At 71.7% G+C, this 26,323-nt stretch carries 22 protein-coding genes; 13 read left to right on the forward strand and 9 right to left on the reverse strand.

The genetic code is table 11. From position 1 onward, the window contains the following. Positions 1 to 3 precede the first annotated feature (3 nt). Both AOM09_RS00810 and AOM09_RS00815 read right to left on the reverse strand, forming a co-directional pair. Positions 4 to 894 carry an amidohydrolase family protein gene (locus AOM09_RS00810; protein WP_062382929.1) on the reverse strand — a complete coding sequence of 297 codons (891 nt, stop codon included), beginning with the start codon at positions 892 to 894 and terminating at the stop codon, positions 4 to 6. A gap of 10 nt (positions 895 to 904) precedes the next feature. Next, positions 905 to 1,849 carry an SDR family NAD(P)-dependent oxidoreductase gene (locus AOM09_RS00815; RefSeq protein WP_062382931.1) on the reverse strand — a complete coding sequence of 315 codons (945 nt, stop codon included), beginning with the start codon at positions 1,847 to 1,849 and terminating at the stop codon, positions 905 to 907. A gap of 93 nt (positions 1,850 to 1,942) precedes the next feature. On the opposite strand from AOM09_RS00815, the gene AOM09_RS00820 reads away from it, so the two are divergent. The 3 genes from AOM09_RS00820 to AOM09_RS00830 all read left to right on the forward strand — a co-directional run bounded on the left by AOM09_RS00820 (position 1,943) and on the right by AOM09_RS00830 (position 3,897). Then, positions 1,943 to 2,398 carry a MarR family winged helix-turn-helix transcriptional regulator gene (locus AOM09_RS00820; RefSeq protein WP_228375016.1) on the forward strand — a complete coding sequence of 152 codons (456 nt, stop codon included), beginning with the start codon at positions 1,943 to 1,945 and terminating at the stop codon, positions 2,396 to 2,398. A 186-nt stretch (positions 2,399 to 2,584) separates the two neighbouring features. Beyond that, positions 2,585 to 3,163: a flavin reductase family protein gene (locus AOM09_RS00825; RefSeq protein ID WP_082098698.1), complete on the forward strand. Its 579-nt coding sequence runs from the start codon at positions 2,585 to 2,587 to the stop codon at positions 3,161 to 3,163. Beyond that, complete coding sequence (locus tag AOM09_RS00830) at positions 3,160 to 3,897, forward strand: nuclear transport factor 2 family protein (RefSeq protein ID WP_062382934.1); 738 nt, start codon at positions 3,160 to 3,162, stop codon at positions 3,895 to 3,897. Before AOM09_RS00825 ends, AOM09_RS00830 begins: the two co-directional genes overlap by 4 nt. Before the next feature lie 71 nt (positions 3,898 to 3,968). On the opposite strand, the gene AOM09_RS00835 is transcribed toward AOM09_RS00830, so the two are convergent. Beyond that, on the reverse strand, positions 3,969 to 4,277 hold the full coding sequence (locus tag AOM09_RS00835; RefSeq protein ID WP_062382937.1) for a hypothetical protein: 309 nt from the start codon (positions 4,275 to 4,277) through the stop codon (positions 3,969 to 3,971). Positions 4,278 to 4,579: 302 nt separating this feature from the next. Here AOM09_RS00835 and AOM09_RS00840 point away from each other — a divergent pair, with 302 nt between their 5' ends. The 3 genes from AOM09_RS00840 to AOM09_RS00850 all read left to right on the forward strand — a co-directional run bounded on the left by AOM09_RS00840 (position 4,580) and on the right by AOM09_RS00850 (position 7,393). Then, positions 4,580 to 5,248, forward strand: coding sequence for a GntR family transcriptional regulator (locus tag AOM09_RS00840; RefSeq protein WP_062382941.1), 669 nt, complete (start codon positions 4,580 to 4,582; stop codon positions 5,246 to 5,248). 173 nt (positions 5,249 to 5,421) lie between these two features. Next, positions 5,422 to 6,633, forward strand: coding sequence for an acyl-CoA dehydrogenase family protein (locus AOM09_RS00845; RefSeq protein ID WP_062382943.1), 1,212 nt, complete (start codon positions 5,422 to 5,424; stop codon positions 6,631 to 6,633). A gap of 31 nt (positions 6,634 to 6,664) precedes the next feature. Next, the gene (locus AOM09_RS00850; RefSeq protein WP_062382945.1) at positions 6,665 to 7,393 is read left to right on the forward strand and encodes a dienelactone hydrolase family protein; all 729 of its coding nucleotides are present in this window, start codon (positions 6,665 to 6,667) and stop codon (positions 7,391 to 7,393) included. Between the two features lie 115 nt (positions 7,394 to 7,508). Here AOM09_RS00850 and AOM09_RS00855 read toward each other — a convergent pair whose 3' ends face one another. Together AOM09_RS00855 and AOM09_RS00860 are read right to left on the reverse strand one after the other, a co-directional pair. Continuing rightward, a complete protein-coding gene (locus AOM09_RS00855) occupies positions 7,509 to 9,968 on the reverse strand; it encodes a lysylphosphatidylglycerol synthase transmembrane domain-containing protein (RefSeq protein WP_062382947.1) in 2,460 nt (819 codons plus the stop codon). A gap of 39 nt (positions 9,969 to 10,007) precedes the next feature. Next, complete coding sequence (locus AOM09_RS00860; RefSeq protein WP_062382950.1) at positions 10,008 to 10,820, reverse strand: CPBP family intramembrane glutamic endopeptidase; 813 nt, start codon at positions 10,818 to 10,820, stop codon at positions 10,008 to 10,010. Between the two features lie 47 nt (positions 10,821 to 10,867). On the opposite strand from AOM09_RS00860, the gene AOM09_RS00865 reads away from it, so the two are divergent. After that, on the forward strand, positions 10,868 to 11,572 hold the full coding sequence (locus tag AOM09_RS00865) for an MOSC domain-containing protein (protein WP_062382953.1): 705 nt from the start codon (positions 10,868 to 10,870) through the stop codon (positions 11,570 to 11,572). A gap of 85 nt (positions 11,573 to 11,657) precedes the next feature. Here the strand turns inward: AOM09_RS00865 and purB are convergent, their stop codons facing one another. After that, on the reverse strand, positions 11,658 to 13,076 hold the full coding sequence (purB, locus tag AOM09_RS00870) for an adenylosuccinate lyase (protein WP_062382956.1): 1,419 nt from the start codon (positions 13,074 to 13,076) through the stop codon (positions 11,658 to 11,660). Positions 13,077 to 13,197: 121 nt separating this feature from the next. On the opposite strand from purB, the gene AOM09_RS00875 reads away from it, so the two are divergent. Both AOM09_RS00875 and AOM09_RS00880 read left to right on the forward strand, forming a co-directional pair. Continuing rightward, positions 13,198 to 13,404 (forward strand): hypothetical protein, encoded by a 207-nt coding sequence (locus tag AOM09_RS00875; protein WP_062382959.1) that lies wholly within the window; start codon positions 13,198 to 13,200, stop codon positions 13,402 to 13,404. Further along, complete coding sequence (locus tag AOM09_RS00880; RefSeq protein ID WP_156162164.1) at positions 13,401 to 14,675, forward strand: lipase family protein; 1,275 nt, start codon at positions 13,401 to 13,403, stop codon at positions 14,673 to 14,675. The genes AOM09_RS00875 and AOM09_RS00880 overlap by 4 nt, the downstream gene beginning before the upstream one ends. A gap of 10 nt (positions 14,676 to 14,685) precedes the next feature. On the opposite strand, the gene AOM09_RS00885 is transcribed toward AOM09_RS00880, so the two are convergent. Then, positions 14,686 to 15,072 carry a phage holin family protein gene (locus tag AOM09_RS00885; RefSeq protein ID WP_169747587.1) on the reverse strand — a complete coding sequence of 129 codons (387 nt, stop codon included), beginning with the start codon at positions 15,070 to 15,072 and terminating at the stop codon, positions 14,686 to 14,688. Positions 15,073 to 15,110: 38 nt separating this feature from the next. Here AOM09_RS00885 and AOM09_RS00890 point away from each other — a divergent pair, with 38 nt between their 5' ends. Then, positions 15,111 to 16,208 (forward strand): histidinol-phosphate transaminase, encoded by a 1,098-nt coding sequence (locus AOM09_RS00890; protein ID WP_062382968.1) that lies wholly within the window; start codon positions 15,111 to 15,113, stop codon positions 16,206 to 16,208. Further along, complete coding sequence (locus AOM09_RS00895; protein ID WP_169747588.1) at positions 16,205 to 18,286, forward strand: acyltransferase family protein; 2,082 nt, start codon at positions 16,205 to 16,207, stop codon at positions 18,284 to 18,286. Before AOM09_RS00890 ends, AOM09_RS00895 begins: the two co-directional genes overlap by 4 nt. Positions 18,287 to 18,305: 19 nt before the next feature. Here the strand turns inward: AOM09_RS00895 and AOM09_RS00900 are convergent, their stop codons facing one another. After that, positions 18,306 to 21,098 (reverse strand): glycosyltransferase, encoded by a 2,793-nt coding sequence (locus AOM09_RS00900; RefSeq protein ID WP_062382972.1) that lies wholly within the window; start codon positions 21,096 to 21,098, stop codon positions 18,306 to 18,308. Between the two features lie 112 nt (positions 21,099 to 21,210). Next, positions 21,211 to 23,136: a glycosyltransferase family protein gene (locus AOM09_RS00905; protein WP_062382975.1), complete on the reverse strand. Its 1,926-nt coding sequence runs from the start codon at positions 23,134 to 23,136 to the stop codon at positions 21,211 to 21,213. A gap of 171 nt (positions 23,137 to 23,307) precedes the next feature. On the opposite strand from AOM09_RS00905, the gene AOM09_RS00910 reads away from it, so the two are divergent. Together AOM09_RS00910 and AOM09_RS00915 are read left to right on the forward strand one after the other, a co-directional pair. Next, complete coding sequence (locus tag AOM09_RS00910; RefSeq protein ID WP_156162165.1) at positions 23,308 to 23,940, forward strand: hypothetical protein; 633 nt, start codon at positions 23,308 to 23,310, stop codon at positions 23,938 to 23,940. After that, complete coding sequence (locus AOM09_RS00915; protein WP_062382979.1) at positions 23,937 to 26,267, forward strand: hypothetical protein; 2,331 nt, start codon at positions 23,937 to 23,939, stop codon at positions 26,265 to 26,267. The genes AOM09_RS00910 and AOM09_RS00915 overlap by 4 nt, the downstream gene beginning before the upstream one ends. Positions 26,268 to 26,323 lie beyond the last annotated feature (56 nt).

A 26,323-nucleotide genomic window follows, 5' to 3' on the forward strand; every position in this document is an offset into this window, starting at 1 on the left:
CGCTCAGGTGCCGAGTCCGAGCAGACGGACGGCGTTGTCCTTGAGGATTCCGCCGAGCCGCTCGGGCCTGAGCGCGGTCTGCCGCACGTCGTCGAGCCACCTGTCGGGGGTCAGCAGGGGGAAGTCCGTGCCGAACAGCACGCGATCCTTGAGGTAGGAGTTCGCGGCACGCACCAGTGATTCCGGGAAGTACCTCGGGCTCCAGCCGGACAGATCGATCCACGTGTTGTGCTTGTGGGTCGCCACCGCGAGCGCCTCGTCCTGCCACGGCACGCTGGGGTGGGCCATGACGATCTGCAGGCTCGGAAAGTCGGCCGCGACGCCGTCGAGCAGCATGGGGTTCGACAGTGCCAGGCGCAGCCCGCGGCCTCCGGGAAGCCCGGCCCCGATACCCGTCTGGCCGGTGTGGAACAGCGCGGGGACGCCGGCGTCGGCGATCGCCTGGTACAGCGGATACCAGCGCTCATCGCTCGGATCGAAGCCCTGCACGGTCGGATGGAGCTTGAAACCGCGTACTCCGTGAACCTCGACCAGACGCTGGACCCGTTCGACCGCATCGTCCCGATGAGGGTCGACCGAGCCGAAGGGGATGAGGACGTCGGCGTGGACCGCCGCGCCCGCGGCGATCTGTGCGCTCTCGAGGGGCGGGTGGCCCAGGTGGGCCTCGGCGTCGACGGTGAACACGACGGCTGCCATGCGGCGCTCGCGGTAGTGCTTCGCGATCGCGTCGAGCTCGGGGCGCGGACCATCCGCCTTGAAATAGCGCGACGCCGCCTCGACAAGATCGCGCGGCAGAGAGGCGTGGCCGTGATCGTCGATCTCGACGTGGACGTGCATATCGATCGCGGTGAGCGAGTCGAGGTCGAGCGCGGGCTCGTATCGCGTGGGTGCCATGACTGCCGCGTCAGGCGGTGGCCGGCGGGCGCACCAGGTCACCCGGGAGTGGCGGGAGCTTCTCACCTACCGACTGGAGGGTGCTGCCGATGGCGGTGGGGAACTCCGCGACGAGGGCTTCGAAGGTCCAGCCGCCGGCGCGGTAATCGGTGGTCACGGCCTCGGGGTGGGACCACAGCTGGAGCCTGTCGCCGCCGACGCCGATGGCCTGGCCCGTGACGTCCGCAGCGGCGTCGGAGGCGAGGTACGCGATGAGCCCCGCGACGTCGTCGGACGTACCGAACCCGATGTCACGGCGGAAGAACGAGGGCATCGCCTCGCCCGCGGCATCGGCCTCGACGGCCGCGGCGAAGTAGGGGACGGTTGCCGTCATCGCGGTCGCGGCGACCGGGACGACGACGTTGGCCGTGATGCCCGCACGCTTGAGCTCGAGCGCCCACGTGCGCACCATCCCGACGATGCCGGCCTTCGCGGCCGCGTAGTTGGTCTGGCCGAAGTTGCCCCGCTGGCCCGTGGGGGAGCCGATGCAGATGATCCGGCCCTTCACCTCGTTGTCGCGGAAGTAGCGCGCGGCGGCGCGCACGCAGGTGAACGTGCCCCTGAGGTGGACCTGGGTGACCAGGTCGAAGTCGTCGTCGGTCATCTTCCATAGGACGGTGTCGCGCAGCACGCCGGCGTTGGTCACCATGATGTCGAGCCCGCCGAACTTCTCCACCGCGGTGGCGACCAGGCGCTCCGCGGTCTCGGTCGGGCCGACGGGCGCGACGACGGCGCACGCGGCGCCGCCAGCGGCCTCGATGGATGCAACGGCCTCCTCGGCGGCGGCCGCATCGACGTCGTTCACCACCACGGATGCGCCCCGACGGGCGAGCTCCTGAGCGTAGGCGAGGCCCAGGCCGCGGCCCGAGCCCGTGACGACGGCGACCTTCCCGCGGAGCGGTGCGGTGTGCGGCATGGGCGAACTCCCTTGTTCCATGGGTACATGCCAGCACATATCGTTGAGAACGTCAATGATTGAAGATCTCGCGACGCTTGCTAGGCTTGCGCCATGGATGTCGACCGCATGCGAGCCGGGATCGGACGCAGCGCGCTCGACTCGGACGCGAGCTTCCTCCTCGCGCGCGCGGGAGCGGTGGCGGCGGCGGTGGCCAACCGTGCGCTCGGCGACCTGGGTCTCAAGGTGAGGTCCTACTCGGTGCTGACGCTCGCGGCCGAGTGCGGGCCGACGCAACGAGAGCTCGCCGCACAGCTCCGTCTCGATCCGAGCCAGATCGTCGCGCTGGTCGACGACCTCGAGGCCCGCGGCCTCGTCCGCCGCAGGGCCGTTCCGAGCGACAGGCGCACCCGGATCGTCGAGGCGACCGCAGAGGGAGCCTCGTTGCTCGCCGCAGCGAGGCGGGCCGTGGAGTCTGCCGAGCGTGACGCGCACGCCGCGCTGTCCGAGGCGGAAGCGCAGGTCCTGCGGGATCTGTTGCTCCGCATCGCCTACGTCGACCTGGGTTAGCGCGCGGCGTGCGGTGGCGCGGCGTCCGCTGCCGCGCACGGACGGCGAAGACGGCCCCGGCCGCGCTGCCATCGCGCCTCGGCGGGCGCAAGCGGTCAGGGACTAGTCACTGAAAGGTCAACCAGATACTCTGGCATTGCAGCAAGGCGACAACGAGGTCGCACCGACGATGCAAAGGCGCATGTGATGACGCAAATCAGAGAATCTCGACCGTCGACCGGACCGTCGACATCGGCCATCGACCAGGTCGCGCTCGGCGGCGAGGCAGGTGTCAGCCCCGATGCCCTCAAGGCCCTGTTCCGTGACCATCCGTCCGGAGTCGCGGTGATCACCGCGGACGCGGGGAGCGGTCCGGTCGCGATGACCGCCTCGTCCTTGTTCTCCATCAGCGTCGCGCCGCCGCTTCTCGTGTTCTCGGCGTCGGCGATGTCGTCGAGCACGCCGACGTTTCTCGAGGCCGAGACCCTGGTGATCCACCTGATCGACGCCGAGAGCCACGACATCGCGGTGCTCGGTGCCACCAGCGGGGTGGATCGGTTCGCCGACGCCGAGCGGTGGGCCGTGCTTCCCACGGGTGAGCCGTACTACGTCGCGCCCCGGAGGCGCCTCCGGGGGCGCGTCGTGAAGAAGGAGGATGCGGGCGCCGCGACCCTCTTCGTCGTGCACGTGATCGAGTCGTGGCAGGACGGATGCGACGAGGCGTCGCCGCTGGTCTATCACAACCGCGAGTGGCACGTCCTCGGAGACGTGTCGAGGCTCGCATGAGCGCCGACGCGAGCCCCGCGGTCCCGATCATCTCCGCGCCGGAGCCGGCCCCTGGTGCGTCACGTATGCTCCACGATGCCGATCTCACCCGTGAGAGCCTTGCCGCCCGTCTCCGCACGCAGAGCCGGATCGACGATCCGACCGTGGGCTGGTGCGATCCCGGCGCCTTCGAGGCCGGATCGCTCGTCTGGCCCGATCGCGGCTGGGGATCGATCGAACGCATCGGTGTGATGGAGACCGACGAGAGGGACGTCTGGGAGTACACGTTCCGCCGCAGCGATGGCGAGCCCGGCGAGGTCCCCGTGGCGTTCGTCTGGGACAAGAGCGGCCCGGAGCTCCTGACCCGGGTCTACTACAACAAGGCGCACTTCGGGCTGACAGATCCCCGCCGTCCTGTGCTCGCACCGACAGAGTTCGAGTGGCCGGACGAGCTGCACCGCTACTTCACCGCGGTGACCAGGGGGGATCGCGCGCTGCTCGAGGCGGTCGTCCATCCGGAGGCCGAGTTCCACTCGCCGATCGGCGTCGTCGGGCGCGACGTGTTCGTCGCGGCCTTCTCCGGCGACAAGGGCGGGGTCCCTCTCGAGTTCACCACCGTCACGGGGGCGGCCGGCGAGTACCTGGTCGAGTTCACCAGCTGGCGGCGGCCGCCGCACGCCGGGCTCGGCGCCTACACGTTCCGCGACGGCATGATCGTGGGCGCCCGCGTGTACGAGGGCCCCGTCTACCGTTGACAGCGACGAGGGGGTGCCCCGCCGCCGCGGTGCACCCCCTCGTGTGGTGTCGTCGAGCTGAGGAGCCCTCGTCAGTCGACGACACGCCATCCGGCGGCGCGGGCGGGAGGGAAGATGCCAGCCTTCACCTTCCCGGTCACGGCGTCGCCGTCGAACTCGAGGGCCAGGTGGATCCTCATCGCCATGGGCTTGACGGTCTGAACCCCGAACTCGACCTTCGAGCCGTCCACCTTCGCATCGAGGATCTCGGAGGCCTCGCCATCCGGTCCGGCGAGCGTGCCGGTCGCCGTGGAGCCCTGCACCTCGAGATCCAGCACGGAGGTCTGCTTGCCCATGGGCGTCATCGCCTCGATGTGCCAGCGGCCGTCGTACTCTGCCATGTCCCGCTCCCTTGCTCGCTCCGTGGCGAACGGCTGATGCAGCCCGCCCGGGGTCCGGCGTGCACCGCTCGCCAGAGCCGCTCGTGACGACTGGGGAGCGAGGTCGGTCCGCGCTGACACCTCGTAGGCACTGAACCTAGACAGCGACATTCTGAGATGTCAATAGAGCGGAATGAAATTTCACCAACCGCTGCGGCTCTGGCGTCCGGCGCCAGAGGTGGCCTGCGCTCGCGCGCCGGAGCGTGCGGCGTGGCGCTGCGACGGAACGCGGGCAAGGCGGCTGCCTGCCCTACGCTGGGCGGATGAACGATCGACCGTCGACCACGTCGCTCGTCGATCGCGCCTACGACCTGCTCCGTCGCGAGATCCTCGAGTGCACGCTCGCCCCCGGGTCGCAGGTGACGGAGCGGTCTCTCGCGGCGCAGTACGAACTGGGCCTCTCGGCTGTGCGGGGCGCCCTGGTCCGACTGACCGCCGACAATCTCCTGACGGCGATCCCCAGGGTCGGCTATCAGGTGGCGCCGATCACGCTGAGGGGGATCATCCAGTTCTTCGAGGCGTGGGAGATCCTGGGTCCGCCGATCCTGAGGCTCGCGGTCACGCGGATGAGCGACGAGCATCGCGCGGAGATCGCGGCCATGAAGGTCCCTGGCCCGCATTCGGGAGGGGACGAGATCGTCGCCTACGCCACGCGGACGTGGGCGGTCGTGGTCGCGGCGGCCGACAACGTGCTGCTGGCCGACCTCTATCGCCGGCTCGCGGGGGACATGCAGCGGATCTTCACGCTCGTGTGGAAGTCGGAGACCCTGAGCGCCATGCAGGTGCTCGGCATGTCGACCGCCCTGTCGGCGACGCCCGACGAGGCGGAGAAGCTCGCGTTGGCGTTCATCCGTGAGTCTCGAGCCCGCGTGACGGAGTGGCTGTTGACGTCGACGTCCCTCGCCAGCCACTCGGTCGACTTCCAGTTCTGAGGCGTCGACCGCGCGAGCGCGCCGCCGACGGTCGCCAAGCCTCGCCGAGGCAAGGTCTTGACCGCGCCGTCTGATATGTCAATACTCGGTTGTGAACTGACACGGCTAGGCTGTGCAGTCTCACCCTTATCGGCACCGGAGCCGATCGGGGCATCGAGAGAAGGGCTTCAGCAATGACGCTGACCACAGAACCCACGCAGCACCTCGACAACACGGGGACCGTCGCCGCCATCATGCGCAAGCTCGAATCGGTCGCCGACGAGCTCAAGGCCGAGGCCGCCGCGACCGAGGAGGCGCAGAGGCTCACCGACCGCGCGATCGAGCTGCTCGTCGATACCGGTGTGACGCGGGTCTTCCTCCCGCAGGAGCTCGGGGGCCTGGGCCTCTTCCCGGGGGAGGCGCTCCCGATCCTCGACCGCGTCGCGCAGATCGACGGGTCGATCGGCTGGGTCAACACGATCTTCGCCGCCGGCGGCCACATGATCGACTACCTCGAGTACGAGCCGGCGCGCGCCATCATCGACTCGGGCGAGCCGCTCTTCGGTGCGGTCAGCAACGGTGCGGCGACGGCGGTCGCCGTGGACGGAGGCTGGAGGCTCACCGGGTCGTACCGGTACGCGAGCGGCTCCAAGCACACCCGTTTCATCTTCACGCCGGCCAGGAAGGTCGTCGACGACGAGCCGGTCGAGGGCCCTCCCGCGATGTTCGCGATCCCGACCGCGGCGATCTCCTACGGCGGCGGCTGGGACACGATCGGGCTGCGTGGAACCGGAAGCGTGGACTTCACGTTCACCGACGTCTTCGTCCCGGCCGAGCATGAGGCGGTGGTGCTCGGCGCGCCCATCCTCGGCGGCGATGAGGCGCTCGGAGGCGTGGGTCTGCTCATCCCCCTCATGCACCTGGGCTTCGCAACCGGGATCACCCGCCGGATCCTCGACGACGCGGCCGCGAACGCGAGCAGGCCCCCGACGCGACCGGGCGCTCGACGCCAGGCGGACAACGATCGGTTCCGCACCGAGTACGCCCAGCAGGAGATGAAGGCCCGCGCCGCACGGGCACTCGTCACCGAGGTGCTCGCGGACATCGACGACACCCTGCGCGACGGGTGCGGACTCTCCCGAGCGCAGACCTCGATGCTCATGGGCGCGAACATCCACGCCCACGATGTCTGCCGTGAGATCGCGGAGTGGGCGTACCGCCGCGGAGGAGGCGTCACCTTGCGCGCCGGCGACACCCAGCGCGCGATCCGCGACGCGCTTGCGGGGGTCCAGCACTTCATCGTGGACGACTCGCACATGGTCAACGTGGGGTGGGACCTCCTGGGCGCTCCTCCGAACTACATCTGGATGGGTCCCACGTTCGGCCCGATCCCCGGTACCGAGTGAACCGGCCACAGGCCACGACGGGAGGCGACGCATGACCATCGAGATCGGCGAACACAACGGCGTGCCGTTGAGGATCGCACGTGCCGGCGGAACCCCGCGTGGGGGCGTGGTGGTGCTCCACCAGGCGCCGGGGTACACCCCGCAGATCGCCGAGTGGTTGGAGCGGCTGGCGGCGCACGGCTATGCGGCTGTGGCTCCCATGCTTCACCACAGGCGCGGCGCGGAGCTGGTCGATCCGCTCGGCTTCCCGAGCATCGAGGAGTTCGCGCTCGCCATGCCCGGTGACGAGTCCACGGGAGCCGATATCGCCGGCGCGGTCGACTTCTTGAGGGATCTCGGGATCGACGGAGCCCGAGTCGGAGTCCTGGGATTCTCCTTCGGAGGGCGTGCGGCGCTGGTCGCCGCGCTCGAGGGCTCGGTGGCCGCGGCAGCCAGCTACTACGCGAACGGCATCATCGAGCCGGCGTACGGCGAGCATCCGGGGCTTCGGGCGCTGGGCGACCGTCTTGGGGATCTCAGCACGCCGTGGATCGGGCTGTTCGGAGCCGACGACTTCCTCCTTGCCGAAGGTGAGCTGGACGCGATCGAGCGGGCTCTGGTCCAGGCTTCGGCCGAGTCGGAGGTGGTCCGGTACGAGGGCGCCGGGCATGCCTTCGACCTCGAGGAGTTCATGCCTGGGCTGCCGAGCCCGCTCGTGCCTGACGCGGCTGCGGATGCGCGAACGCGCACCATGGCGTTCTTCGAGCAGCACCTCGGCTGAGGGGCGTCAGGCCGCCGTGCCGGTCCCGGGCCCTCACGGCCTGGGGTCGGCGCGGCGCGGTCATGGCCTGGAGGCGTCAGCGCCCGACCGGGCTACGCCGAAGGATCAGCGGGCGCTACAGCTCGCCCTTGCGCTCGAGGTACTTCATCGCGACGTATCCGAGCGGGATGCGCAACCAGTACGTCAGCAGGCGGTAGACCAGCACCGCGGGCAGCGCGATCGAGTACGGCACGCCCGCCGAGAGCAGGCCGGCGGTGAGCGCGGCCTCGACCGCGCCCAGGCCGCCCGGGGTGGGCACGGCCGCGCCGACGGCGTTCGACACGAAGAACAGCACCGCGACGTCGATGACGGCCATGTCCCAACCGAACGCGAGCAGCGAGGACTGGAACGCGCCGACGAATCCGACGGTGAGGAGCAGGTTGCCCGCGAGCCCGAGCGCAAGCCTCCACGGCTGGCCCAGCACCTGCGTGAGGCGGGGCCACGTCTGGCGCAGCGTGGGCATGATGCGCTGGGCGGCCCACGCGCGCACCTTCGGCAGCAGCAGGGTCGCGCCGAGCGCGAGCGCCACCACCGCGAAGGAGACCACCACGGCGGTCGACGGCAGCGCGGCGAGCGCGCCGTTCGAGCCCGAGGCGAGCGTGAGGGCCACGAGGCCGAGCACGGTCACCACCACGGAGCTCACCTGAACCAACGCGACCGTCGCGACGGCGAGCGGCGTCGCGACCTTGCGCTTGGTGAGCAGGCGCAGATTGAGCGCCGCCGGTCCCACGCCCGCGGGCACCGCGATCGACACGAAGGCGGCGGCGACCTGCGTGAGCAGCACCCGCATGAAGGGCAGCTTGACCGGGCTGAAGGCGGCCAGCGCAAGCGCGGCGCCCACGAAGGTGAGCAGCGCCCACACGAAGCCCACGACCATCCACCAGCCGTTCGCCTGCTTGACCGCGTCGAGGAAGTCCTGCGTGTTGAAGCTCAGCACCACGAAAGCGATGACCAGGCCGAGCATGATCGTGACGACGGTGCGCCAGCCGAAGCGGGTGATGTTCTCGCTGCCCACCTCGGCGTCGGGCGAGCGGGTGAGGATCTCCTCGCGCACCGCCTCGAGCACCTTCTCGTGAGGGCTGCTCTTGACCGCGGCGCGCGTGCTCGGCGGCAGCACCACTGTCTGCAGCACCGGCGCCGCCTGCTCGACGTGTGTCGCGCCCAGCGACCGGAAGGCCGAGTCGACCGCGCGGTCCGCGCCGACGAGCGCGGCGGTGATCGCGAGCACCTGCGCGACGTCGATGCGCTGCGCGATGGCGCTCGTCGCGGCCTCGCCCAGCTCCCACGAGGTGAGCCACACCGTGGGCTCGTCGCCCTCCGCGTCGCCGCCGACGAGGATGGTGTCGGCGTCGAGGTGACGATGCGAGATGCCGGCGCCGTGCGCGCGCGCCACCTCGGTCCACACGGCGTCGAGCAGGGCGTCCGAGATCTCCTCGACTGGGACGTCCGAGAGCGGACGGGACGCCGGCGGGCGCTGGTAGACCAGCAGCATCGTGTCGCGGATCTGGCCCATGCCGAGCACGCGTCCCGTGCGGACCCCGGCGACGCGCGCGGCATGCGAGACGAGCGCGGTGGCCTCGGCCGTCTGGCGCAGCGAGACGTCGGCACGGGTGTCGATGCCGCGCAGGCGCAGCGACGACCACAGCTTGGCGACGAAGCCGGCGGCCTGCTGGTCGCCGTCCATCGCGACCACCAGCAGGTGGTGGTTCTCGACGGTGGTCATGGCGTAGACGCGACCCTGGCGCGTCCGCGCGAGCGCATCGGTCACCGCGTCGAGCTCGGGGTGGTCCTCGTCGTGCTCGAGGTCCGCGCGCACGATCGACCTCGGATGGAAGCCCGCGCGTGTGAGGCCCTCGACCAGGGCGTCGCCGTACGCGCGGTCCGCGGTCGACCCGAGCCAGTAGCGCAGCACCAGGCCGGCGATCCGGCCCAGCAGCACCGTGAGCAGCGCGGCGGGGATGGTGACCACACCGAAGATGACAGCGATCGCGAGCCCGAGCCACAGGATGTTCCACGACAGCCCGAGGCTGCGTCGCGCCGAGCGCCGGCCGGCCGCGGTGAGCAGGCCCGAGATCGCGGTGACGTACGCCGGCAGCTGCAGGGTGTCGTAGGTCCTTGGGGTGAGGCTCGAGGCCAGCTCGTCGCTCGCGAAGTTGAGCAGCAGCAGCGCCGCGATGAGGGTGAGGATCACCCCGAGCACCCCCGCGGCGAGGGCCTCGATGAGGCGGCGCGGCTCGCGGCGGATGAGGAGGTCGATGATCATGATCGCCGGGATGATGACGGCGAGGATCGCGGTGAAGAGGTTCACGGGCGCGACCAGGAGGCGCTGGAGGATCGGGGAGATCGAGGCGATGTCCTGCGTGAGGCCCTCGGTGGTGCCGATAAGGAACTCGCCCACGAGCAGCACGCCTGCGATGCCGAGCACGGTCGCCAGCATGGCGATGACATCGGTGAAGCGGCGGACCCGCGTCTCCGGCTCGTCGACGATGCGCACGGCGGGCGCGTCCACGCTCGTCTCGTTCACCTCGGCGGCCATGCGGCGAGTCTACGGGTGGCGGTGGACCCCGCCGCGGACCTACACCACGCCCAGCGATACGAGCCACTCATGGGGCACCACCTCGGGCCCGATAAACGCGACCGCGTCGAGCGTCCAGTGCGCGAGCACCAGGGGCGCGAGCCGCCCGCGGCGCACGTACACCCAGCCGAACACCAGGCCCATCACCACGTTCCCGAGCGCCATCGGCCAGCCCTGGTAGAGGTGGTACGCGCCCCGCAGCAGTGCCGCGAGCACGATCGCGGTCCACGGCGAGCGCCCCAGATCGCGCAGCCGCGTGAGCACGAAGCCGACCACCACGAACTCCTCGAGCACGCCCGCCGCCGCGGCCGACAGCAGCAGGATGGTGGCCGACCACCACATGTCCGGCAGCCCCGACGTGTCGACCTTGACCGTCTGCCCGAGCGCGCGCGAGATCGCGTACAGCGCGAGCCCGGGCAGCCCGATCGAGGCCGCGAGGATCGCCCCCCAGCCCACGTCGCCCCACCAGCGCCGCGCGGGGCCGACCAGCCCCAGCCGCACGCGGGACGATGCGCCGTGCTGGCTCAGCAGGTACAGCGCCAGGGCGACCGGCACGAGCGCGAAGCCGATGCTCAGCACCTGGCGGATGAGGTCGATCCAGTCGATCGCGGACCGGCTGGGGTTGAGCGTGGTGGTCTGCCCCGCGATGGGGGTGTCCTCGAGGTAGCGCTCGACGAGCCGGATCGCCGCGTAGATCGCCGTCTGGCCGAGCGACAGGCCGAGCACGATCCACACCTCGGCGCGCATGCGCCGCCTGCTCGGCAGGGTGAGCGCGGGGGCCGGGGACTGCGTGGGGGGAGCGGCGGTGTCCATCGTCACGCCACTCTAACGAGCGGGGGTTCCCGTCCTACGCTGGCGCCATGCGCATCGTCTCCCTGCACCGGTACCCCGTGAAGGCCCTGGGGGGCGAGCGGCTGTCCGCGGTGGAGGTGGATGCGCGCGGCCTCGCGGGGGATCGCGCGCTCGCGGTCGTGGACCCCGACGGGCTGTTCGCGGCGGGCAAGCGGGGCAGCCGGTGGCGCCCCCGGGAGGCGGTCCTCGCGTTCGCCGCGCGCCGGGTGGACGATGCGGTGGTGGTCACGGGCGGCGGCGGCGAGTGGGAGGCAGGGTCGCCGGGGCTCGACGCCGAGCTGAGCCGCGTCGCGGGCGCACCGTTGCGGGTGGTCGCCGAGGTCCCGGGCGAGCGCACCTTCTTCGACGCGCAGCCGGTGTCGCTGGTGGGCACCGCGACCCTCGACTGGTGCCGCGCCGAGCTCGGCGCCGACGCGGACCCGCGGCGGCTGCGGGTGAACCTGGTGGTGGAGACCGAGGAGCCGTTCGTCGAGGAGACGTGGCTGGGTCGCGAGGTGGCCGTCGGCGGAGTGCGTCTGCGGGCGACCAAGCGCAACGAGCGCTGCCGCGTGATCGACCTCCCGCAGAACGGCGTCGAATCCGCGACGCGGTGGCTCAAGCCGTTGGGCGAGCGCCGCGACGCGTGCGCGGCGATCTACCTCGAGGTGGTAGGGCCGGGCCGGATCGAGGTAGGCGACCCCGTGATCGTGGAGAGTTCGCTCCGCACGGTCTGACGCGCGACACGCGGGCGCAACCCACGCATCGTGCCCGGATCCCCGGGGTGTCGGATCTGAAACCGTGCGGAGCGAACTCCCGGGGTCAGGCGAGGTAGCCGTCGACCAGCTTCTCCGCGAGGCCCACGTACGTGCCCGGGGTGAGGTTCGCGAGGCGCTCGGCCGTCTCGGACGGCAGCCCGAGACCGCCCACGAAGGCCCAGATCGCGTCGGCGTCGATCTGCTGACCCCGCGTGAGCTCCTTGAGGCGCTCGTACGGGTCCTCCATGCCGGCCACGCCCGCGACGGCGGCGGCGCGCATCGCCGACTGGATCGGCTCCGCGAGCACCTCCCACGAGGCGTCGAGGTCCGCGGCGAGCGCACCCTCGTTCACGGACAGCGTGCCGAGGCCGCGCCGCACGTTGTCGATCGCGAGCATCGAGTGGCCGAAGGCGACGCCGATGTTGCGCTGCGAGCTCGAGTCCGTGAGGTCGCGCTGGAGGCGCGAGGTCACCAGCGTCGCGCCGAGCGTGTCGAACAGCGCGGCCGAGATCTCGAGGTTCGCCTCGGCGTTCTCGAAGCGGATCGGGTTGATCTTGTGCGGCATGGCCGAGGACCCGATCGAGCCCTTGGTGGTCGCCTGCGCGAAGTAGCCGAGCGAGACGTAGGTCCACACGTCGGTCGCCAGGTTGTGGAGGATCCGGCCGAAGCGCGCGACGTCGGCGTACAGCTCGGCCTGCCAGTCGTGCGACTCGATCTGCGTGGTGAGCGGGTTCCAGGTGAGCCCCAGCCCCTCGACGAAGGTGCGCGACACCACGATCCAGTCCGTGCCGGGCACCGCGGCGGTGTGCGCGCCGAACGTGCCGGTCGCGCCGTTGATCTTGCCCAGGTACTCCTGCGCCTCGACGCGGCGCAGCTGGCGACCCAGGCGGTGCGCGAGCACCGCGAACTCCTTGCCCAGCGTGGTGGGCGTGGCGGTCTGGCCGTGCGTGCGTGACAGCATCGGCACGGCCTTGGTGTCCCGCGCCAGGTCGGCGACCTGGGAGACCAGGGACGATGCGGCAGGCAGCCACACGTCGCGCACGGCGCCCTGCACCATGAGCGCGTAGGAGAGGTTGTTGATGTCCTCGGAGGTGCACGCGAAGTGGACCAGCTCGCGCAGGGGGTCGAGCGACGTCCCCTTGATGCGGCGCTTGATGTAGTACTCGACGGCCTTGACGTCGTGGACCGTGATGCGCTCGATGTCGGCGTGCTCGGCGATGCCGGCGGCGTCGAAGTCCGCGGGGATCGCGCGGAGGAGCGTGATCTCCTCGGAGGTGAGCGGGCGGGCGCCGGGCACGGCGTCGGAGGCGCACAGGTGGATGAACCACTCGACCTCGACGTGGAGACGCATGCGGTTGAGCGCGGGCTCCGACAGGTGGTCGACCAGGCCCGCGACGGCGCCGCGGTAGCGGCCGTCCAGGGGACCGAGGGCGATAGCGGGCTCGAGGGCGGCGAGGGAGGTCCAGGAGTTCACGCCGCACATTCTTCCACGCACGGCGACGCGCGTCCCCGGGGCGCCGTCCCCAGACCCGGGACGCGCCGCGCGATCCCCAGCCGGCGCATCGTCCGGGCGTCCGTGAGCGGCGTCGCCCTAGCGTCGCCGCATGGATGAGGTCACCGCGCTGGTCGCGCAGGCAGGGCACGAGCTCGAGGCGGCGCATGCGCGTCTCATCGCCGCGCGGCGGGCACGATGGCAGGGCACGGAGAGCGATGCGTACCGGGACCGGCTCACCGAGGCCGCCGCGCGCCTGACCGTGCTGACCGATGCGGTGCGCGCCTCGCATGCCGCCGCGCCGTGGGCGCCGCCGTGAGCGAGCCTGCGTGGAGCCACGGCGGACACGGCGGGACGCGCGCCGTGATCGGCGACCTGGAGATCGCCGCCGGCGGGCTCGTGGACGCCGCCGAGGCGCTCGAGCGCGCGGCGCGCGCCCTCGGGGTCGCGGCGCAGCTCGCCATGGCGGGAGCGCGACCCGCTCTCGGCATCCAGGCGGCGGCGGTCGGGTGCGCACGGGAGGCCGATGCGCTGCGCACGCTCGCGGGCCGCCTCACGGCCGCGGTGGCCGCGTACCTCGAGGCGGAGCGCGCGGCCCACCACGGGGTGAGCGCGTTCACCTACGGGCTCGACGTGGTCGGCGACCACCTGGGCCGCACGTGGCGGGGTCTGCGCGCGTTCGTGGGTGCCGGCTGGCCGGGCGTGGCGCTGGCGCTGCCGTGGATGCCCACCACGGGCACGGTGAACGAGCCGACCGTCGGCGCCGCGATGGGGGCGCCGGGCGACGCGTACGACTCGCTCGTGGGCGCGCTCGCGGCCGCGGTCCGTGCCGCCGAGGCCCTCGAGCCGGATCTGCGGGGGGTGGAGGCGGCCGATGCCGCGCTCGCGGTCGAGGCGCCGACGACCGTCGAGGAGCTCATGGGCCGGCTCGTGTGGCTGGGGTCGCTCGGCGACGGCAGCGTCGCGGTCGAGACCGTGCAGGGCCCCGTGGGTGCGCGTCACATCGTCTACATCCCCGGGACCCAGGACTGGGGCGTGCTCGACGGCAACCCCGCGGATCTCGAGTCGAACCTCCAGGCGGTCACCGGCGGCGCGAGCGACGCGGCCGTTGCGGTGGTGGAGGCCATGCGCGCGCAAGGGATCGGGGCCGACGAGCCCGTGATGCTCGTGGGCCACAGCCAGGGCGGCATCATCGCGACGGTGGTCGCCGCTCAGCTCGCGAGCACGTACCGCGTCACGCACGTGGTCACCGCGGGCGCGCCGACGGGACGGCTCACGCTACCCTCGCAGGTCGAGGCGCTCCACCTGGAGAACCTGCGCGACGTGGTGCCGGGGCTCGACGGCCGCCGGAACCCGGCCACGCCCACGCGGACCACCGTGACGCACGACCGCCGCCACAGCGAGCAGGAGGACGTCCCCGACGCCTCGCACACGCTGCTTCAGGCCCACGGCCTGCGCGGCTACGCGCAGACGGCCCGGCTGGTCGACGAAGGGCTCACCCCATCGACGCGGGCATGGCGTGCCACCGCGACGCCGATGCTCGCCGGCGGGGCGTCGAGCCTCCAGGCCTACCGGCCGGTGACCGGATGAGCGCGAGGCGTCAGCGGCGCGCCCCGGGCACCACCGCGGACAGGACCGCCGTGCAGATGCTGATGAGCAGCGCCGCGCCGAGCGTCTCCCAGAACGCGCCGATGGTGAGCTCCGCCCACGGCACGAGCGTGGTGAGCCACGCGGTCACCCACAGCATGAACCAGCTCACCACCAGGGAGAACAGCCCGAGGGTGAGGATCTTGATGGGAAGGGCGAGCGCATCCACGACGGGCTTGAGGATGAGGTTCGCGGCCGCCATCACCGCGCCGACCAGCAGGAACACGCCGATGCGCGCCCACGGACCGGCATCGCCTCCCGTGACCTCGACGCCGAGCGGCAGGAAGGTGACCAACCAGACGGCCACGGCTGTGATCGCGGACAGCAGGACGAAGCGCATGGCGGCCATTGTTCCACGGGGGTGTCATCCTGGTTCCCATGCCCGACGCGCACGCCTCCGCCCTGCCCGAAGCCCGCCCCGCGATCGCCGCGCTGCCCGCCTACGTCCCGGGCGCGCGTGGCGCCGCCGACGCGGCGCCGCCGGTGAAGCTGTCCTCGAACGAGAGCCCGGACGCGCCGCTCCCCTCCGTGGTCGCCGCGCTCGAGCGTGCGGCCGGAGGCGTCAACCGCTACCCGGACATGGGCGCGGCCGAGGTCACGGCGCGCATCGCGCGCGAGGTGGGTCGCGACGCCGCCGAGGTGGTCGTCGCGGCGGGGTCGGTCGCGGTGCTCGCCCACATCCTGCAGGCCTACGCGGGTCCGGGCGACGAGGTGATGTTCGCGTGGCGCAGCTTCGAGGCGTACCCGATCCTCACGCGCATCGCGGGGGCCGAGCCCGTCATGGTCCCGCTCACCGCCGAGGCGCGCCACGACCTGGGCGCGATGGCGGCGGCCGTGACGTCCCGCACGCGCGTCGTCATGCTGTGCTCGCCGAACAACCCGACCGGCCCGACGCTGACCCAGGCCGAGCTCGACTCGTTCATGGCCTCGGTGCCCTCGCGCGTGCTCGTGGTGCTCGACGAGGCCTACCTCGAGTACGTCCGCGATCCGCAGGTCGCCGACGGCCCCGCGTCGCTCGAGCGCTACCCCAACCTCATGCTGCTGCGCACGTTCTCCAAGGCGTACGGGCTCGCGGGCCTGCGCGTCGGCTACGCCGTGGGCCCGGCCGCGCTCATCTCGCCCGTGCGGGCGTGCGTGACTCCGTTCTCGGTGTCGGGCCCGGCGCAGCTCGCGGCGATCGCGTCGCTCGACGCGCGCGACGAGCTCGAGAAGCGCGCGGCTCGCGTGGTCGCCGAGCGCGGTCGCGTCCTCGAGGCGCTGCGCGCCGACGGCTGGGACGTGCCCGACGCCCAGGGCAACTTCGTGTGGCTCGGCGTCGGCGACGCGACGGCCGCGCTCGCGGCGCACCTCGGCGCGGCGGACCCGGCGGTGCTCGTGCGCCCCTTCGCGGGCGAGGGCGTGCGCGTCACCATCGGCGCGCCCGCCGAGAACGATGCGTTCCTCGCGCGCCTCGCGACGTGGGACGGGCGCCCGTGACGGCATCGTCTCAGGTGGCGAGCCCGACCGCCACGAGCGCGCACTCCTCGATCCGTCTCGACATCCAGGCGCTGCGCGCGCTCGCGGTCGGAGCCGTGCTGCTCTACCACCTGTGGCCTGCCAGGCTGCCGGGCGGGTTCGTCGGCGTCGACGTGTTCTTCGTGGTGTCCGGCTTCCTCATCACCGCGCTGATCCTCAAGGAGGTCGAGCGCACCGGCCGGGTGTCGCTCACGCAGTTCTGGGCGCGGCGCATGCGACGCCTGCTGCCTGCGTCGCTGCTGGTGCTCGGCGTCACGCTCGTGCTCGTCGTGGCGTACCTCCCGCAGACGCAATGGGACAACTCGGCGAAGCACGTGATCGCGTCGGCGTTCTACGTCGAGAACTGGCTCCTCGCCGCGCAGTCGGTCGACTACCTCGCGGCTGACGGCGCATCGACGGCGGTTCAGCACTACTGGTCGCTCTCCGTCGAGGAGCAGTTCTACGTGGTGTGGCCGATCATGATCCTCGCGATCGCCGCGCTTGCGCGCCGCCGATGGCGCACCATCGCGGTGGTGGCCATCGCCGTCGTCACGCTCGCCTCGTTCGCCTACTCCCTGTGGAGCACCGCAACCGCCCCGACCTCGGCCTACTTCATCACCCCGACGCGTGCGTGGGAGTTCGGCGCCGGCGCGCTCGCCGCCGCCCTCCCGGCGCTGCGATGGCGGGAGCGCCCCCGCGCCGTGCTGTCATGGACAGGCGTGGCGCTCATCGTGGCGGCATCCTTCATCCTCACCGGCGCCACGCCGTTCCCTGGATGGGCCGCGAACCTACCGGTGGTCGGCGCGCTCGCGATCCTGGTCGCACGCACGGAGTCGCGCCTGTCGCCGATGATCGTGGGCAGGCTGCGCCCCGTGCAGCGTCTCGGCGACCTGTCCTACTCGGTGTACCTCTGGCACTGGCCTCTCATCGTGGTCGCGCCGGCGGTCCTGGGCCGCGATCTCCGCACGGTCGACAAGGTGGTCCTCATCGCGCTCACGTGGATCCTCGCCGAGGTCACGTACCGCGGGGTCGAGCAGCCGTTGCGGCACCTGCCGGTGCTGGCCCGCCGCTCGCCGTGGTGGTCGCTCGTCGCGGGCACGGCGCTCTCCGTCGCGGTGCTGGCCGGCGCCCTCATGGTCATCCGCACCGTGGATCGCGCGGAGGACGCCCAGGTCCAGGAGCTGGCGCAGGTGGGTGAGCTCTCCGAGCCGGGAGGGTGCTACGGCGCCGCAGCGCTCGCCGAGGGCCCAGGCTGCGACGATGCGGCGCTCGACGGGGTGCTCGTGCCCGCACCCCTGGTCGCGCACGACGACTCCGTGAAGGGCACCTGCATGCAGGGGCAGACCCAGGCCGAGCTCCGCGTGTGCGAGTCCGGGGTCCCGGTCGACGATGCGGTGGAGACCGTCGCGGTCATCGGGGACTCGCACGCCACCCACTGGATCCCTGCGGTCCGCGCCATCGCGGCGGAGCAGGGCTGGCACGTGGTCGAGATCACCAAGGGTTCGTGCCCCTTCACGACCGCGACGCGTGCGGCGCCCGCGGACATGGCCGCGAGCTGCGACGCGTGGAACGCCGCCGCGTCGGACTACGTGGACACGCATCCGGAGATCAGCCGCGTGTTCACCTCGGGTTCCTCGCAGAACGGCTTCGTCAACGAGGGCCCGCTCACCAGCGTCGAGGCGGGCGTCGCCGGATACGCCGAGACCTGGGACGCGCTGCCCGCCACGGTGACGGATGTGTACGCGGTCCGCGACGTGCCGCGTCCGCTGCCCGACGTGCTCGACTGCTTGGTGTCGCTCCCGTCGGTCGAGGCGCAGCTCGACGCGTCCGAGTGCTCGCGCCCGCGGGACGAGGCGTTGCTCGTCGATCCGCTGGCGACCGCCGCCGACGAGGTCGGCGGACGCGTGCACGCCGTGGACCTGTCGGATCTGTTCTGCGAGCCCGAGATATGCCGACCCGTGGTGGGCCACGCGACGGTGTATCGCGACGGCCACCACATGACGCGCAGCTACGCGGAGTCGCTGGCCCCCTACCTCGCCAAGGCGATCGGGGTCGCGTAGCGCACCCCCGCCCGTCGCGTCAGCGGGCGCGGCGGGCGGCAGCAGCGCGCTCGGCGGCGCGCCACTCGTCCTGCAGCGGGACGTTCATGGGTCGCCACGGCTTCACGTGCCCGAGCCAGTGGGCGATCCGGGGCTCGTCGAGGACCTCGCGCAACGGCCACGCGTTCCACGGGGCGTCGAGCGGCACGTAGTCGGGGCCCGCGTAGATGTTGAGCAGGTGCTGATCGTGGAGCCCGAAGGCCCCTGCGACCGCGGCGAAGCGCTCGGTGAAGCGGTCGCGGCGCATTCGGCCGAGGTTCATCACCAGGACCCCGGCGTTGAACACGGTGAAGTCCTGCCGCACCTCGCGGTGCAGCAAGGACTGCAGCTGCCAACCGGCGCGGCTGGTGCCGGGCAGCCCGCGGGTCGACCCGACGAGGATCGCCATGGCGCTCTCGTGCACGTCGGCGATCGCGGGCCGCGCGGCGAGCGCCGCGTCGCCGAGCGGAGTGTCGAACAGCGGCGCGATGTCGACGAGCGGGAGCAGGTCCAGGTCGAGGTAGAGCACCCGGTCCAGGTCGTCGAGCAGCTCGGGCAGCAGGAGCCTGTCCATGGTGGACACGGTGATGTGCTCGATCATCTGCGTGATCTCGCCGTAGTCGACGCTGTCGCATGCGATGAAGGTCGCGTCGATCTCGGGGAACGCGCGCGCGAAGTCCTCGAAGTCGGCCTGGTCGAGCCCTCGGCTGAGGGCCCACATGCGCATCGGCCGCGACAGGTGCGAGGTGGTCGCCGTCATCATCGTGTAGAGGGCGTCGAGGTAGTTCCGGTCGAGCGCGACGCACACGTCGATCGCGTCGGATGCGCCGGTCGCGGGCGAGGACCACGCGGCTGCGCGCAGCTCGCGGGCGAGAGCCACCAGCTCGGTACGCGGGGCGGGCCACGTGTGCTCCGTGGACCTCCGCGCGACATGAACGTCCACGAGCGGTTCCGTGATCTCACGCCAGCGTGCGCGGACCTCGGGCTCCTCGGCGCCGGCGAGGATGAGGTCGAGGACCGGGCGGATGAGGGTCTCTCGCAGGGTCTCGCGCATGGTCGCGAGGTCGTCCTCGCCTGCGTCGAGGAGGCCCTCGAACCGGATGTCGGACTCGCGACGAGGCGTGAAGCGCGTCGGGATCCCGATGCTCGCGGCGGGGAGGTAGCAATGAAGGCGAGACGTGACGAGGTGCCCGAAGTCGCGGCGGTAGCCGTCGAGGGTCTCGAGCGCGAGGTCCAGGTTCGCCGCGAGCGTGAGGCCCGCGACCTCGGGCCGCTCCTGCGCGATCACCGTGCCGCCGGGGTTCTTGACGTCGACGTAGCCCGTCTCGGACGACGCGGGGGCCGAACGGTCCTCGACGTAGGCGTCGACCGTGGTGGTGAGGCATCCCGAGAAGAAGGCGCGCACCCCGACCTGGGTAAGGAGGTCGACCGTGTACCAGTCGCGGCAGCCGATCGGCTCGGCACGGCGGAGGTACTCGACGGCCTCGGCCGTCAGCAGCTCTCGGCGGTTGCAGTGGAACGAGACGAACACCGGGACGAGGTTCGGGTGGTACGGGAAGTCGTGCCGGCCGAGTGCGTCCGGGTGCATGTGCCAGCCGAAGGCGAGCATCCACGTGGCGGGCGGGACGTCGTCGTAGGTCGAGTCGTCGCGGCTGATCTCGAGGAGCTCGACCGTCGCCGGGGTGCCGTCGAGCCGCAGATCGGGTCGGATGCGGTCCTGCAGGCGCCGGGCGCTCGCGACCAGCTCGTCGTCGCCGGCGAGGGTGACGTCGGAGCGACGCACCACGTGGCTGAGCGACGCGATGGTCTGGATGTAGTCGCCGATGTTGATGGAGCCGGCCTTCGACGACGCGCGGCCGTAGCTCATCACGGCGAGGCGCACCGTCCCGGGCGCATCGGCGTGGGATCCGGCGGCGCGAGCGCGGGCGACCGTCGCGTCGACATGGGAGAGCGCGGCCCGCTGCTCGTCCGAGAACGAGTCCTGCGACAGCCGGGCCTCGTCGCCGAGGCGCGCGACCGACTCCAGATCGCGGACCGCGAGGAAGACGTCTCGGAGCGCGATGATCTCGTGCGGTGAAGGCGTGGCGTGGGCGAGCACCTCGTCGCATACCTGCGCGGGCACGGCTCCCTCGCGCAGGCGGAAAGCCGCGTACTCCACCGGGAACAGGCGGGCGCAGTCCCCGGGCTCGGCCCGGTCGAGGAAGTGCTGCGCGAGCGCGCGGTGCCCGGTGAGGATCGCGTGGAGCGCCCGGGCGGCATCGGCATGCCGCCTCTCGACTCCTTGCCGCGCGAACGCCTCGGCCGTCACCGGCGCGCGCCAGCGGTCGCGCAGCTGCGCGGTAGCGCGCACGTACGCGACGAGGGCCGTGCCCGGGTCCTCGCCGCGGCTGAGAGCCTCGACGAGCGTCGCCGAACCGGCGCGTGCCCGGACGCCGTCGCGCTCGCCGTCGGACTCGAGGAGGCCCTCCACGTCGCCCGTCGCGGCATCGCGTCGCATGCGATCGAGCGTGCGAGCCGCGTCGCGCCGCGCACGGCGCGCTGACGATGCGTCCTGGCGGGCCTCCTGCACCCGCTCGCGCAGCCGCTCCTGCTGCTGCTGGGAAGCCTCGCGGACCTCGTCGAGGCGACCCTCGAGCCCGGCGACGCGGGCACGCGCATGCTCGAGCCGGGTCTGCGCGTCGCGCAGCTGCTGCTGAGCGTCGCGGAGACCCTGCTGTGCATTGCGCAGCCGCGGCCCGAGCACGGGGGTGCGCAGCACGACGGCCTTCGCAAGGCGGCGAGGCGATCGGGCCATGGGTTCCTCCACTGGTATTCCGGGCAGCGGGCGCCAGGCCCGCGAGAGTCGACTCTACTGCCGGGGTTCCGCGAGGGCGGCGCCGGCGTGATGGTGCGGAGCGGTGCCCGGGTCAGCCGAGCCGGGCGTCCTCGAGCGACAGCGGCTCGAGCATGGGCAGGTTCGGGCGCACGGTGGCGTCCCGCAGCTCGACGCCGCGCTCATCCAGCAGAGCCTTGACCACCTGGTAGCCGAACGGGCCCTCGCCGCCGTCCTCCCACGTCGCCACGAGCGTGTCCTCGCGCGTGGTGTTCGAGGCGTGCTCGGAGCCCGCGTAGAAGTACGAGCCGGAGGCGCTCGCGTAGTTCGAGTCGCAGCCCACCAGGACGATGCGGCTCGCCCCCATGTGCAGCGCCATCGGCACCCCGGCGGTGAGCACGCCGGTGTTGGAGTCCACGAGAGGCGCGTAGAGGTCGAGCGGAGCCCAGCCGGTGTGCGCGATGCGCCGCTTGAAGGGCTTCTCGAACAGGAAGTACCGGACCTCGTAGCCGCGGAGCTCCTCGAGCGTCTCGATGTAGTCCTTGAAGTAGAAGGAGAACCACAGGGTGGGACGGTGCTCGTGGCGCGTGAGCGCGGTGAGGAACGCCTCGGGAAGCGCGGGCGTCATGGTGTGCCAGCTGCCGAAGAGCATGTGCGACGGGAGCACCAGGTGATCGGGCGCGATCGTGTCGAAGTCCGGGTGGTTGACGAACCAGTTGAACGCGATCTTCTCGTACCCGGCGAACGCCGACATGTCGGTGTCGTTGAGCGACGGGCCGTTGCCGATGAGCACCGCGGGCCGCCCGGCGCAGCGTCCCTCGAGCGCACGGAGCGCTGTTCCCTCCTCGGCGAGGAAGCGCTGCGTGCGGGACTGCACGATGGTGGACCGGTAGGCCTGGTTCCACAGCGCGAACGCGGTGGCGAACTCGGCGCGGGCCTTGGGGCGCCACTTGCGGTCCTGCTCCGTCAGCAGCGTGTCGTCGCTGAAGGAGTACCAGGGCTTCGGGCCCGTGAGGTGGAGGATCCGGATCGACCCGATCTCGTCCGGGTAGTCGCGGCACAGCAGGATCTTGTTGGTGTTGTAGGTCTGCGGGAGCATCTCGACGTCGCGCCCACCGAGGTAGATGTTCCAGAACTTCTGGTCGGCGTAGCGGAACAGGGCGGGGTCGGTGACATCGTTGACGCGGGCCAGGACCTCGGCCATGCGGGCCGCCGCCTCGGGGCCGCGCTCCGATCGAGGGAAGGACAGCACGCCGCTGTTGATGACGAGCCGCCCCGTCTCCGCCGACGCGATGGCGTACGGGCGGTGGCCGACGTCCGCGACCGCCTTGATGCGCGTGCCCGACCACAAGGCGGAGATGTCGCCGAGCACCAGCAGGTCGGTGTCGAGGACGACGATCCACTCGGGCTCCTCCATGGTGAGCACCTCGAGCGTGAGGTACCCGAGAAGTCCCACGCGGGCGTGGTTGTACCCGGTGCCCATCGCGACGTCGTAGACGCCGGGGTCACGCCGTTCGAAGTCGAAGTGGGGGTAGATGCCGAGGAGGCGCGCGCGGGCGAAGTCGCTCAGACCGTCGTCGTGGAAGATCACGAAGCGGTTGGACATGCCCGGGTAGACGCGCACGAGGCTCAGGATGAGCGCCTCGAGGCCGGGCACGTACTTGTCGTTGCACACACCGGCGAACACGAGCCCCTCGGGGGGAGGCACGGTGCCGATGCGGTCCTCGAAATGCGCGACGTCCGAGCGGCCGCCGACCAGTGCGGCGAGGTCCTCGGCGTGCGACGTCACCGGGAGCGAGCCGGGGTACTCGCCACCGGCGCGGCGCAGGCGGTCGAGGTTGAGCGCGCTGAAGCGAGCCGGCTTGGGCGCTGGTGCTGCGACCGGCGCGGCCTTGGGTGCAGGCGCTACGGGCCGCGGGGGACGCGGATCGAGGCGACGCAGCCACGGCGCGCGCGGGACCACGTGACGGCCCAGCAGGCTTCGCGTGCGGTAGTAGCCCCTGCGCAGCAAGCCAGGCATATGTCCTCCGAGTCGTTGTCGTGCCCGCGCTGTCGCGCGGGTGACGGTTCGGCGAGGATTATTTCATGCGGAGCACGACCGGCGGGCTTGTGCGCGTGTCAGCGGCCCGCCCCCGCAGCGATCGGCTAGCGTGCTTCGACCGGGTGATCCCGGCGTCTCGAGAGGATGATCATGGGTGCATGGCGACACCGCGCAGCCGTCGCGGTCGCGGTGGCCGGATGCGGCCTCACCCTGGTCGCCTGCGACGGGACCTCGGTCGGCGACGCCACGCCGACCCCTTCCGCCTCGGTGGAGGCGGAGGTGAAGGCGCCGCCCGAAGGCGCCGAGACCGCCTCCGCCGGCGCGGAGGCGAGCGCGCAGGCGACCGCGGCGGCGTCCAGCTCTCCCGAGGCGTCCCGATGGGAGCCCGATGCCGGGCTCGAGAGCCAGGTCGCGGCGGATCCCAGCGTGGACGAGGCGATCGGCGCGTGGGCGATCGGCGGAGCCGAGGCGAGCGTCGCCTCGGGCGCGATCGACCCCGCGGAGGCCGACCCGGACAGCTACTTCGCGGCGCATTACGCGCGCCTGGGCATCGAGGACGGCCTCACGGTCTCGCACGAGGTCTCGAGCACGCACGCGGGTGCGCCGCTCCTCGTGGTCGACCTGGTGCCCGTGGAGGGGCAGGGCGGCGACGCGCAGACCATCTTCGTCGCGTTCGGCGACGCGACGGCGGTGCAAGGGGTCATGACATACGACGGCGGCGTCGACGACCAGCTGCGCGCGCAGCTGCTCGAGATCGCCGCCAAGGTGGAGGTAGCAGGGTGACGGTGTCCATGTCGCGCGGGATGGTGCGCACGCTGCTGCTCGGTCTGGCGCTGCCCTTCGCGCTGGCGCTCGGCCTGGTCCAGGCGACCGAGGCCGACGCCGCCGATGCAGGAGACTTCGAGGCAGGGTTCCTCATCTCCGACGACCTGTTCTTCGACGGCGCGGCGCTCACCGGGGCCCAGGTCGACGCCTTCATCGCCGACCGGAACCCGGGGTGCGCGCTCGGGCGCACCTGCATCGTCAACTACCGCGAGGACATCACCGCGCGTGCGGCGAGCAGCCTCGGCGGCGTGGAACGATGCAAGGCGATCGCGGCCGCCTCGAACCGTACCGCCGGACAGATCATCGCGACCGTGGGCAAGGCGTGCGGCATCAGTCCCAAGGCCCTCCTGGTGATGCTTCAGAAGGAGCAGGGCCTGATCACGAGCACGGCGCCCAGCTCGCACGCGTTCGCCTACGCCATGGGCGCCGGCTGTCCCGACGACGGCGGTTGCGACACGCCTTACCAGGGCCTCTACGCGCAGGTCTACTACGGAGCCTCGCTCCTCAAGGGCTACACGCTTCCCGCCTCGAGCCACTACAAGCGCTACGCCGCGGGCGCGTACTCGGCGATCCAGTACGACGTGCCGACGTCCTGTCTGACCAAGAACGTCTACGTCCAGAACCAGGCGACCCACGCGCTGTACGTCTACACCCCGTACACGCCCAACGCCGCTGCCCTCAAGAACCTCTACGGGACGGGCGACAGCTGCTCGGCGTACGGCAACCGCAACTTCTGGCGCTTCTACTCCGACTGGTTCGGGGACCCGCACGGCATCGAGCCGCTCGTGTCGAACGGCGGCACGAGCTACTTCGTGTCCGAGGACCGGCGCTACGCCTTCGGGAGCGCTCCGACGCCCAAGGACTACGCCATCTTCGGCAGCGTCACGCCGGTGAAGGCCGCGTACCTCGCTGACTCGACGCTCGTGGGCACGCTGACGTACATGGTCAAGGACTCCGAGACCAACGAGTACTACTTCATCGAGAACGGGGTGAGGCACCTCCTCGACCAGTGCTCCGGCGGTCAGGGGCATGGTTTCAGGTACAGCTGCGGCGCGGCCGCCCGGCTCACCCCCGACGAGCTTGCGCGAGTGCCCCTTGGCAACGCGGTGAGCTCGCGTGTCTTCGTGCGCGGGTCGGACGAGAGGTACTACGTCGCGGACGGCTACCGCCACGTCTTCACCTCCAACGCGGCGCTTGCCGAGGCCGGCTACGAGGTCGCCACCACGCCGGTGACCCTGCCGGCCGCGCTCCTCACGCACATCCCGTTCGGCAACCCCGTGGCCAGCGCTGGTGAGGCGTTGCGTGGTGGTGGTGCGGTGGTGCTGGGGGCGGGTTCGTCGTCGGAGTTCTATGCGCCGCGGGGTGATCTGTGGGCGTCGGCGGGGTTGTCGCAGTGGTTCGCGGTGACGGACGTGGCGTCGGCGGCGATGCCGTCGTCGGGTGTGACGAGCTTCGGTGGGTTGGTGCGTGCCGCGAGCGGTGGTCAGGTGTACCTGCTGCGTGAGCGTGGGCTGTGGCCTGTGGCTGCGGATCTGGTGCCGTCGTCCGGGGTGTCGGTGCTGCCGGATGCGGTGCTGGCAGAGATCCCGGTGATGGGGTACTCGTTGAGCGGGCCGGTGTTCGTGCGGGCGGAGTCGGGTCAGCTGTACCTGGTGGCCGATGGTGAGCGTCGCCGGGTGCGGGACAACGTCGAGCGTGCGGTGCTGGCGCGGGCGCTGGGGATCAGCGCGAGCACGGTGACGGTGCCGACGGCGTCGGTGGAGGCGTTCCCGGCGGCCGGGCGCATCCTGGCGCCGGGGACCGCGGTGTCGGGTGATGGCGGATCGACGTGGTGGCTGGTCGATGGGGCCTCGTCGCGTCGTCCGGCGAGCGCTGCGGTGGTGTCTCACGTGGCGTCGATGGCGCGGACCGTGCCGGCGTACTGGCTGGATGGCTACTCGGTCGCGGGTGGGGCCTCGCTGGGGGCGGCGTGCGATGGCGGTCGCTGGTTGTTCGTCGATGGCGAGCGTCGACGTATCACGGCGTCTGCGTCGGCGTCGTGGACCGGTGCGGTCGACTTCGTGTCGTACAGCGCGTGGAACTGCACGGTCGCGGACGTGTCGTCGCAGACGGTGGGACGGGTCCTGGTGGGTCCGTCGGGTGGGCTGTGGCTCATGGAGGACGGTGAGCGTCGTCGGGTCCGTGATGGGTCCACGTTGACGCAGCTCGAGGCGGCCTACGGTGCGTCCACGGTCCTGCCCGCCGACATCCTCTCCACCATCCCCACCGGCCCCGCGATCACCTGACGCGCGCGGCCTTCCCGCGCGCCGCACGTACCATGGTGGCGCCCGGTCCGTGCGGT

Source organism: Demequina iriomotensis, from assembly GCF_000971395.1.
GTDB classification, from domain to species: Bacteria; Actinomycetota; Actinomycetes; order Actinomycetales; family Demequinaceae; genus Demequina; species Demequina iriomotensis.

Bases quoted from the DNA above. Each gene is read 5' to 3' on its own strand.
- AOM09_RS00810 (WP_062382929.1), bottom strand. From the start codon at position 894: ATGGCACCCACGCGATACGAGCCCGCGCTCGACCTCGACTCGCTCACC.
- AOM09_RS00815 (WP_062382931.1), bottom strand. From the start codon at position 1,849: ATGCCGCACACCGCACCGCTCCGCGGGAAGGTCGCCGTCGTCACGGGC.
- AOM09_RS00820 (WP_228375016.1), top strand. From the start codon at position 1,943: ATGGATGTCGACCGCATGCGAGCCGGGATCGGACGCAGCGCGCTCGAC.
- AOM09_RS00825 (WP_082098698.1), top strand. From the start codon at position 2,585: ATGACGCAAATCAGAGAATCTCGACCGTCGACCGGACCGTCGACATCG.
- AOM09_RS00830 (WP_062382934.1), top strand. From the start codon at position 3,160: ATGAGCGCCGACGCGAGCCCCGCGGTCCCGATCATCTCCGCGCCGGAG.
- AOM09_RS00835 (WP_062382937.1), bottom strand. From the start codon at position 4,277: ATGGCAGAGTACGACGGCCGCTGGCACATCGAGGCGATGACGCCCATG.
- AOM09_RS00840 (WP_062382941.1), top strand. From the start codon at position 4,580: ATGAACGATCGACCGTCGACCACGTCGCTCGTCGATCGCGCCTACGAC.
- AOM09_RS00845 (WP_062382943.1), top strand. From the start codon at position 5,422: ATGACGCTGACCACAGAACCCACGCAGCACCTCGACAACACGGGGACC.
- AOM09_RS00850 (WP_062382945.1), top strand. From the start codon at position 6,665: ATGACCATCGAGATCGGCGAACACAACGGCGTGCCGTTGAGGATCGCA.
- AOM09_RS00855 (WP_062382947.1), bottom strand. From the start codon at position 9,968: ATGGCCGCCGAGGTGAACGAGACGAGCGTGGACGCGCCCGCCGTGCGC.
- AOM09_RS00860 (WP_062382950.1), bottom strand. From the start codon at position 10,820: ATGGACACCGCCGCTCCCCCCACGCAGTCCCCGGCCCCCGCGCTCACC.
- AOM09_RS00865 (WP_062382953.1), top strand. From the start codon at position 10,868: ATGCGCATCGTCTCCCTGCACCGGTACCCCGTGAAGGCCCTGGGGGGC.
- purB (WP_062382956.1), bottom strand. From the start codon at position 13,076: ATGTGCGGCGTGAACTCCTGGACCTCCCTCGCCGCCCTCGAGCCCGCT.
- AOM09_RS00875 (WP_062382959.1), top strand. From the start codon at position 13,198: ATGGATGAGGTCACCGCGCTGGTCGCGCAGGCAGGGCACGAGCTCGAG.
- AOM09_RS00885 (WP_169747587.1), bottom strand. From the start codon at position 15,072: ATGCGCTTCGTCCTGCTGTCCGCGATCACAGCCGTGGCCGTCTGGTTG.
- AOM09_RS00890 (WP_062382968.1), top strand. From the start codon at position 15,111: ATGCCCGACGCGCACGCCTCCGCCCTGCCCGAAGCCCGCCCCGCGATC.
- AOM09_RS00900 (WP_062382972.1), bottom strand. From the start codon at position 21,098: ATGGCCCGATCGCCTCGCCGCCTTGCGAAGGCCGTCGTGCTGCGCACC.
- AOM09_RS00905 (WP_062382975.1), bottom strand. From the start codon at position 23,136: ATGCCTGGCTTGCTGCGCAGGGGCTACTACCGCACGCGAAGCCTGCTG.
- AOM09_RS00910 (WP_156162165.1), top strand. From the start codon at position 23,308: ATGGGTGCATGGCGACACCGCGCAGCCGTCGCGGTCGCGGTGGCCGGA.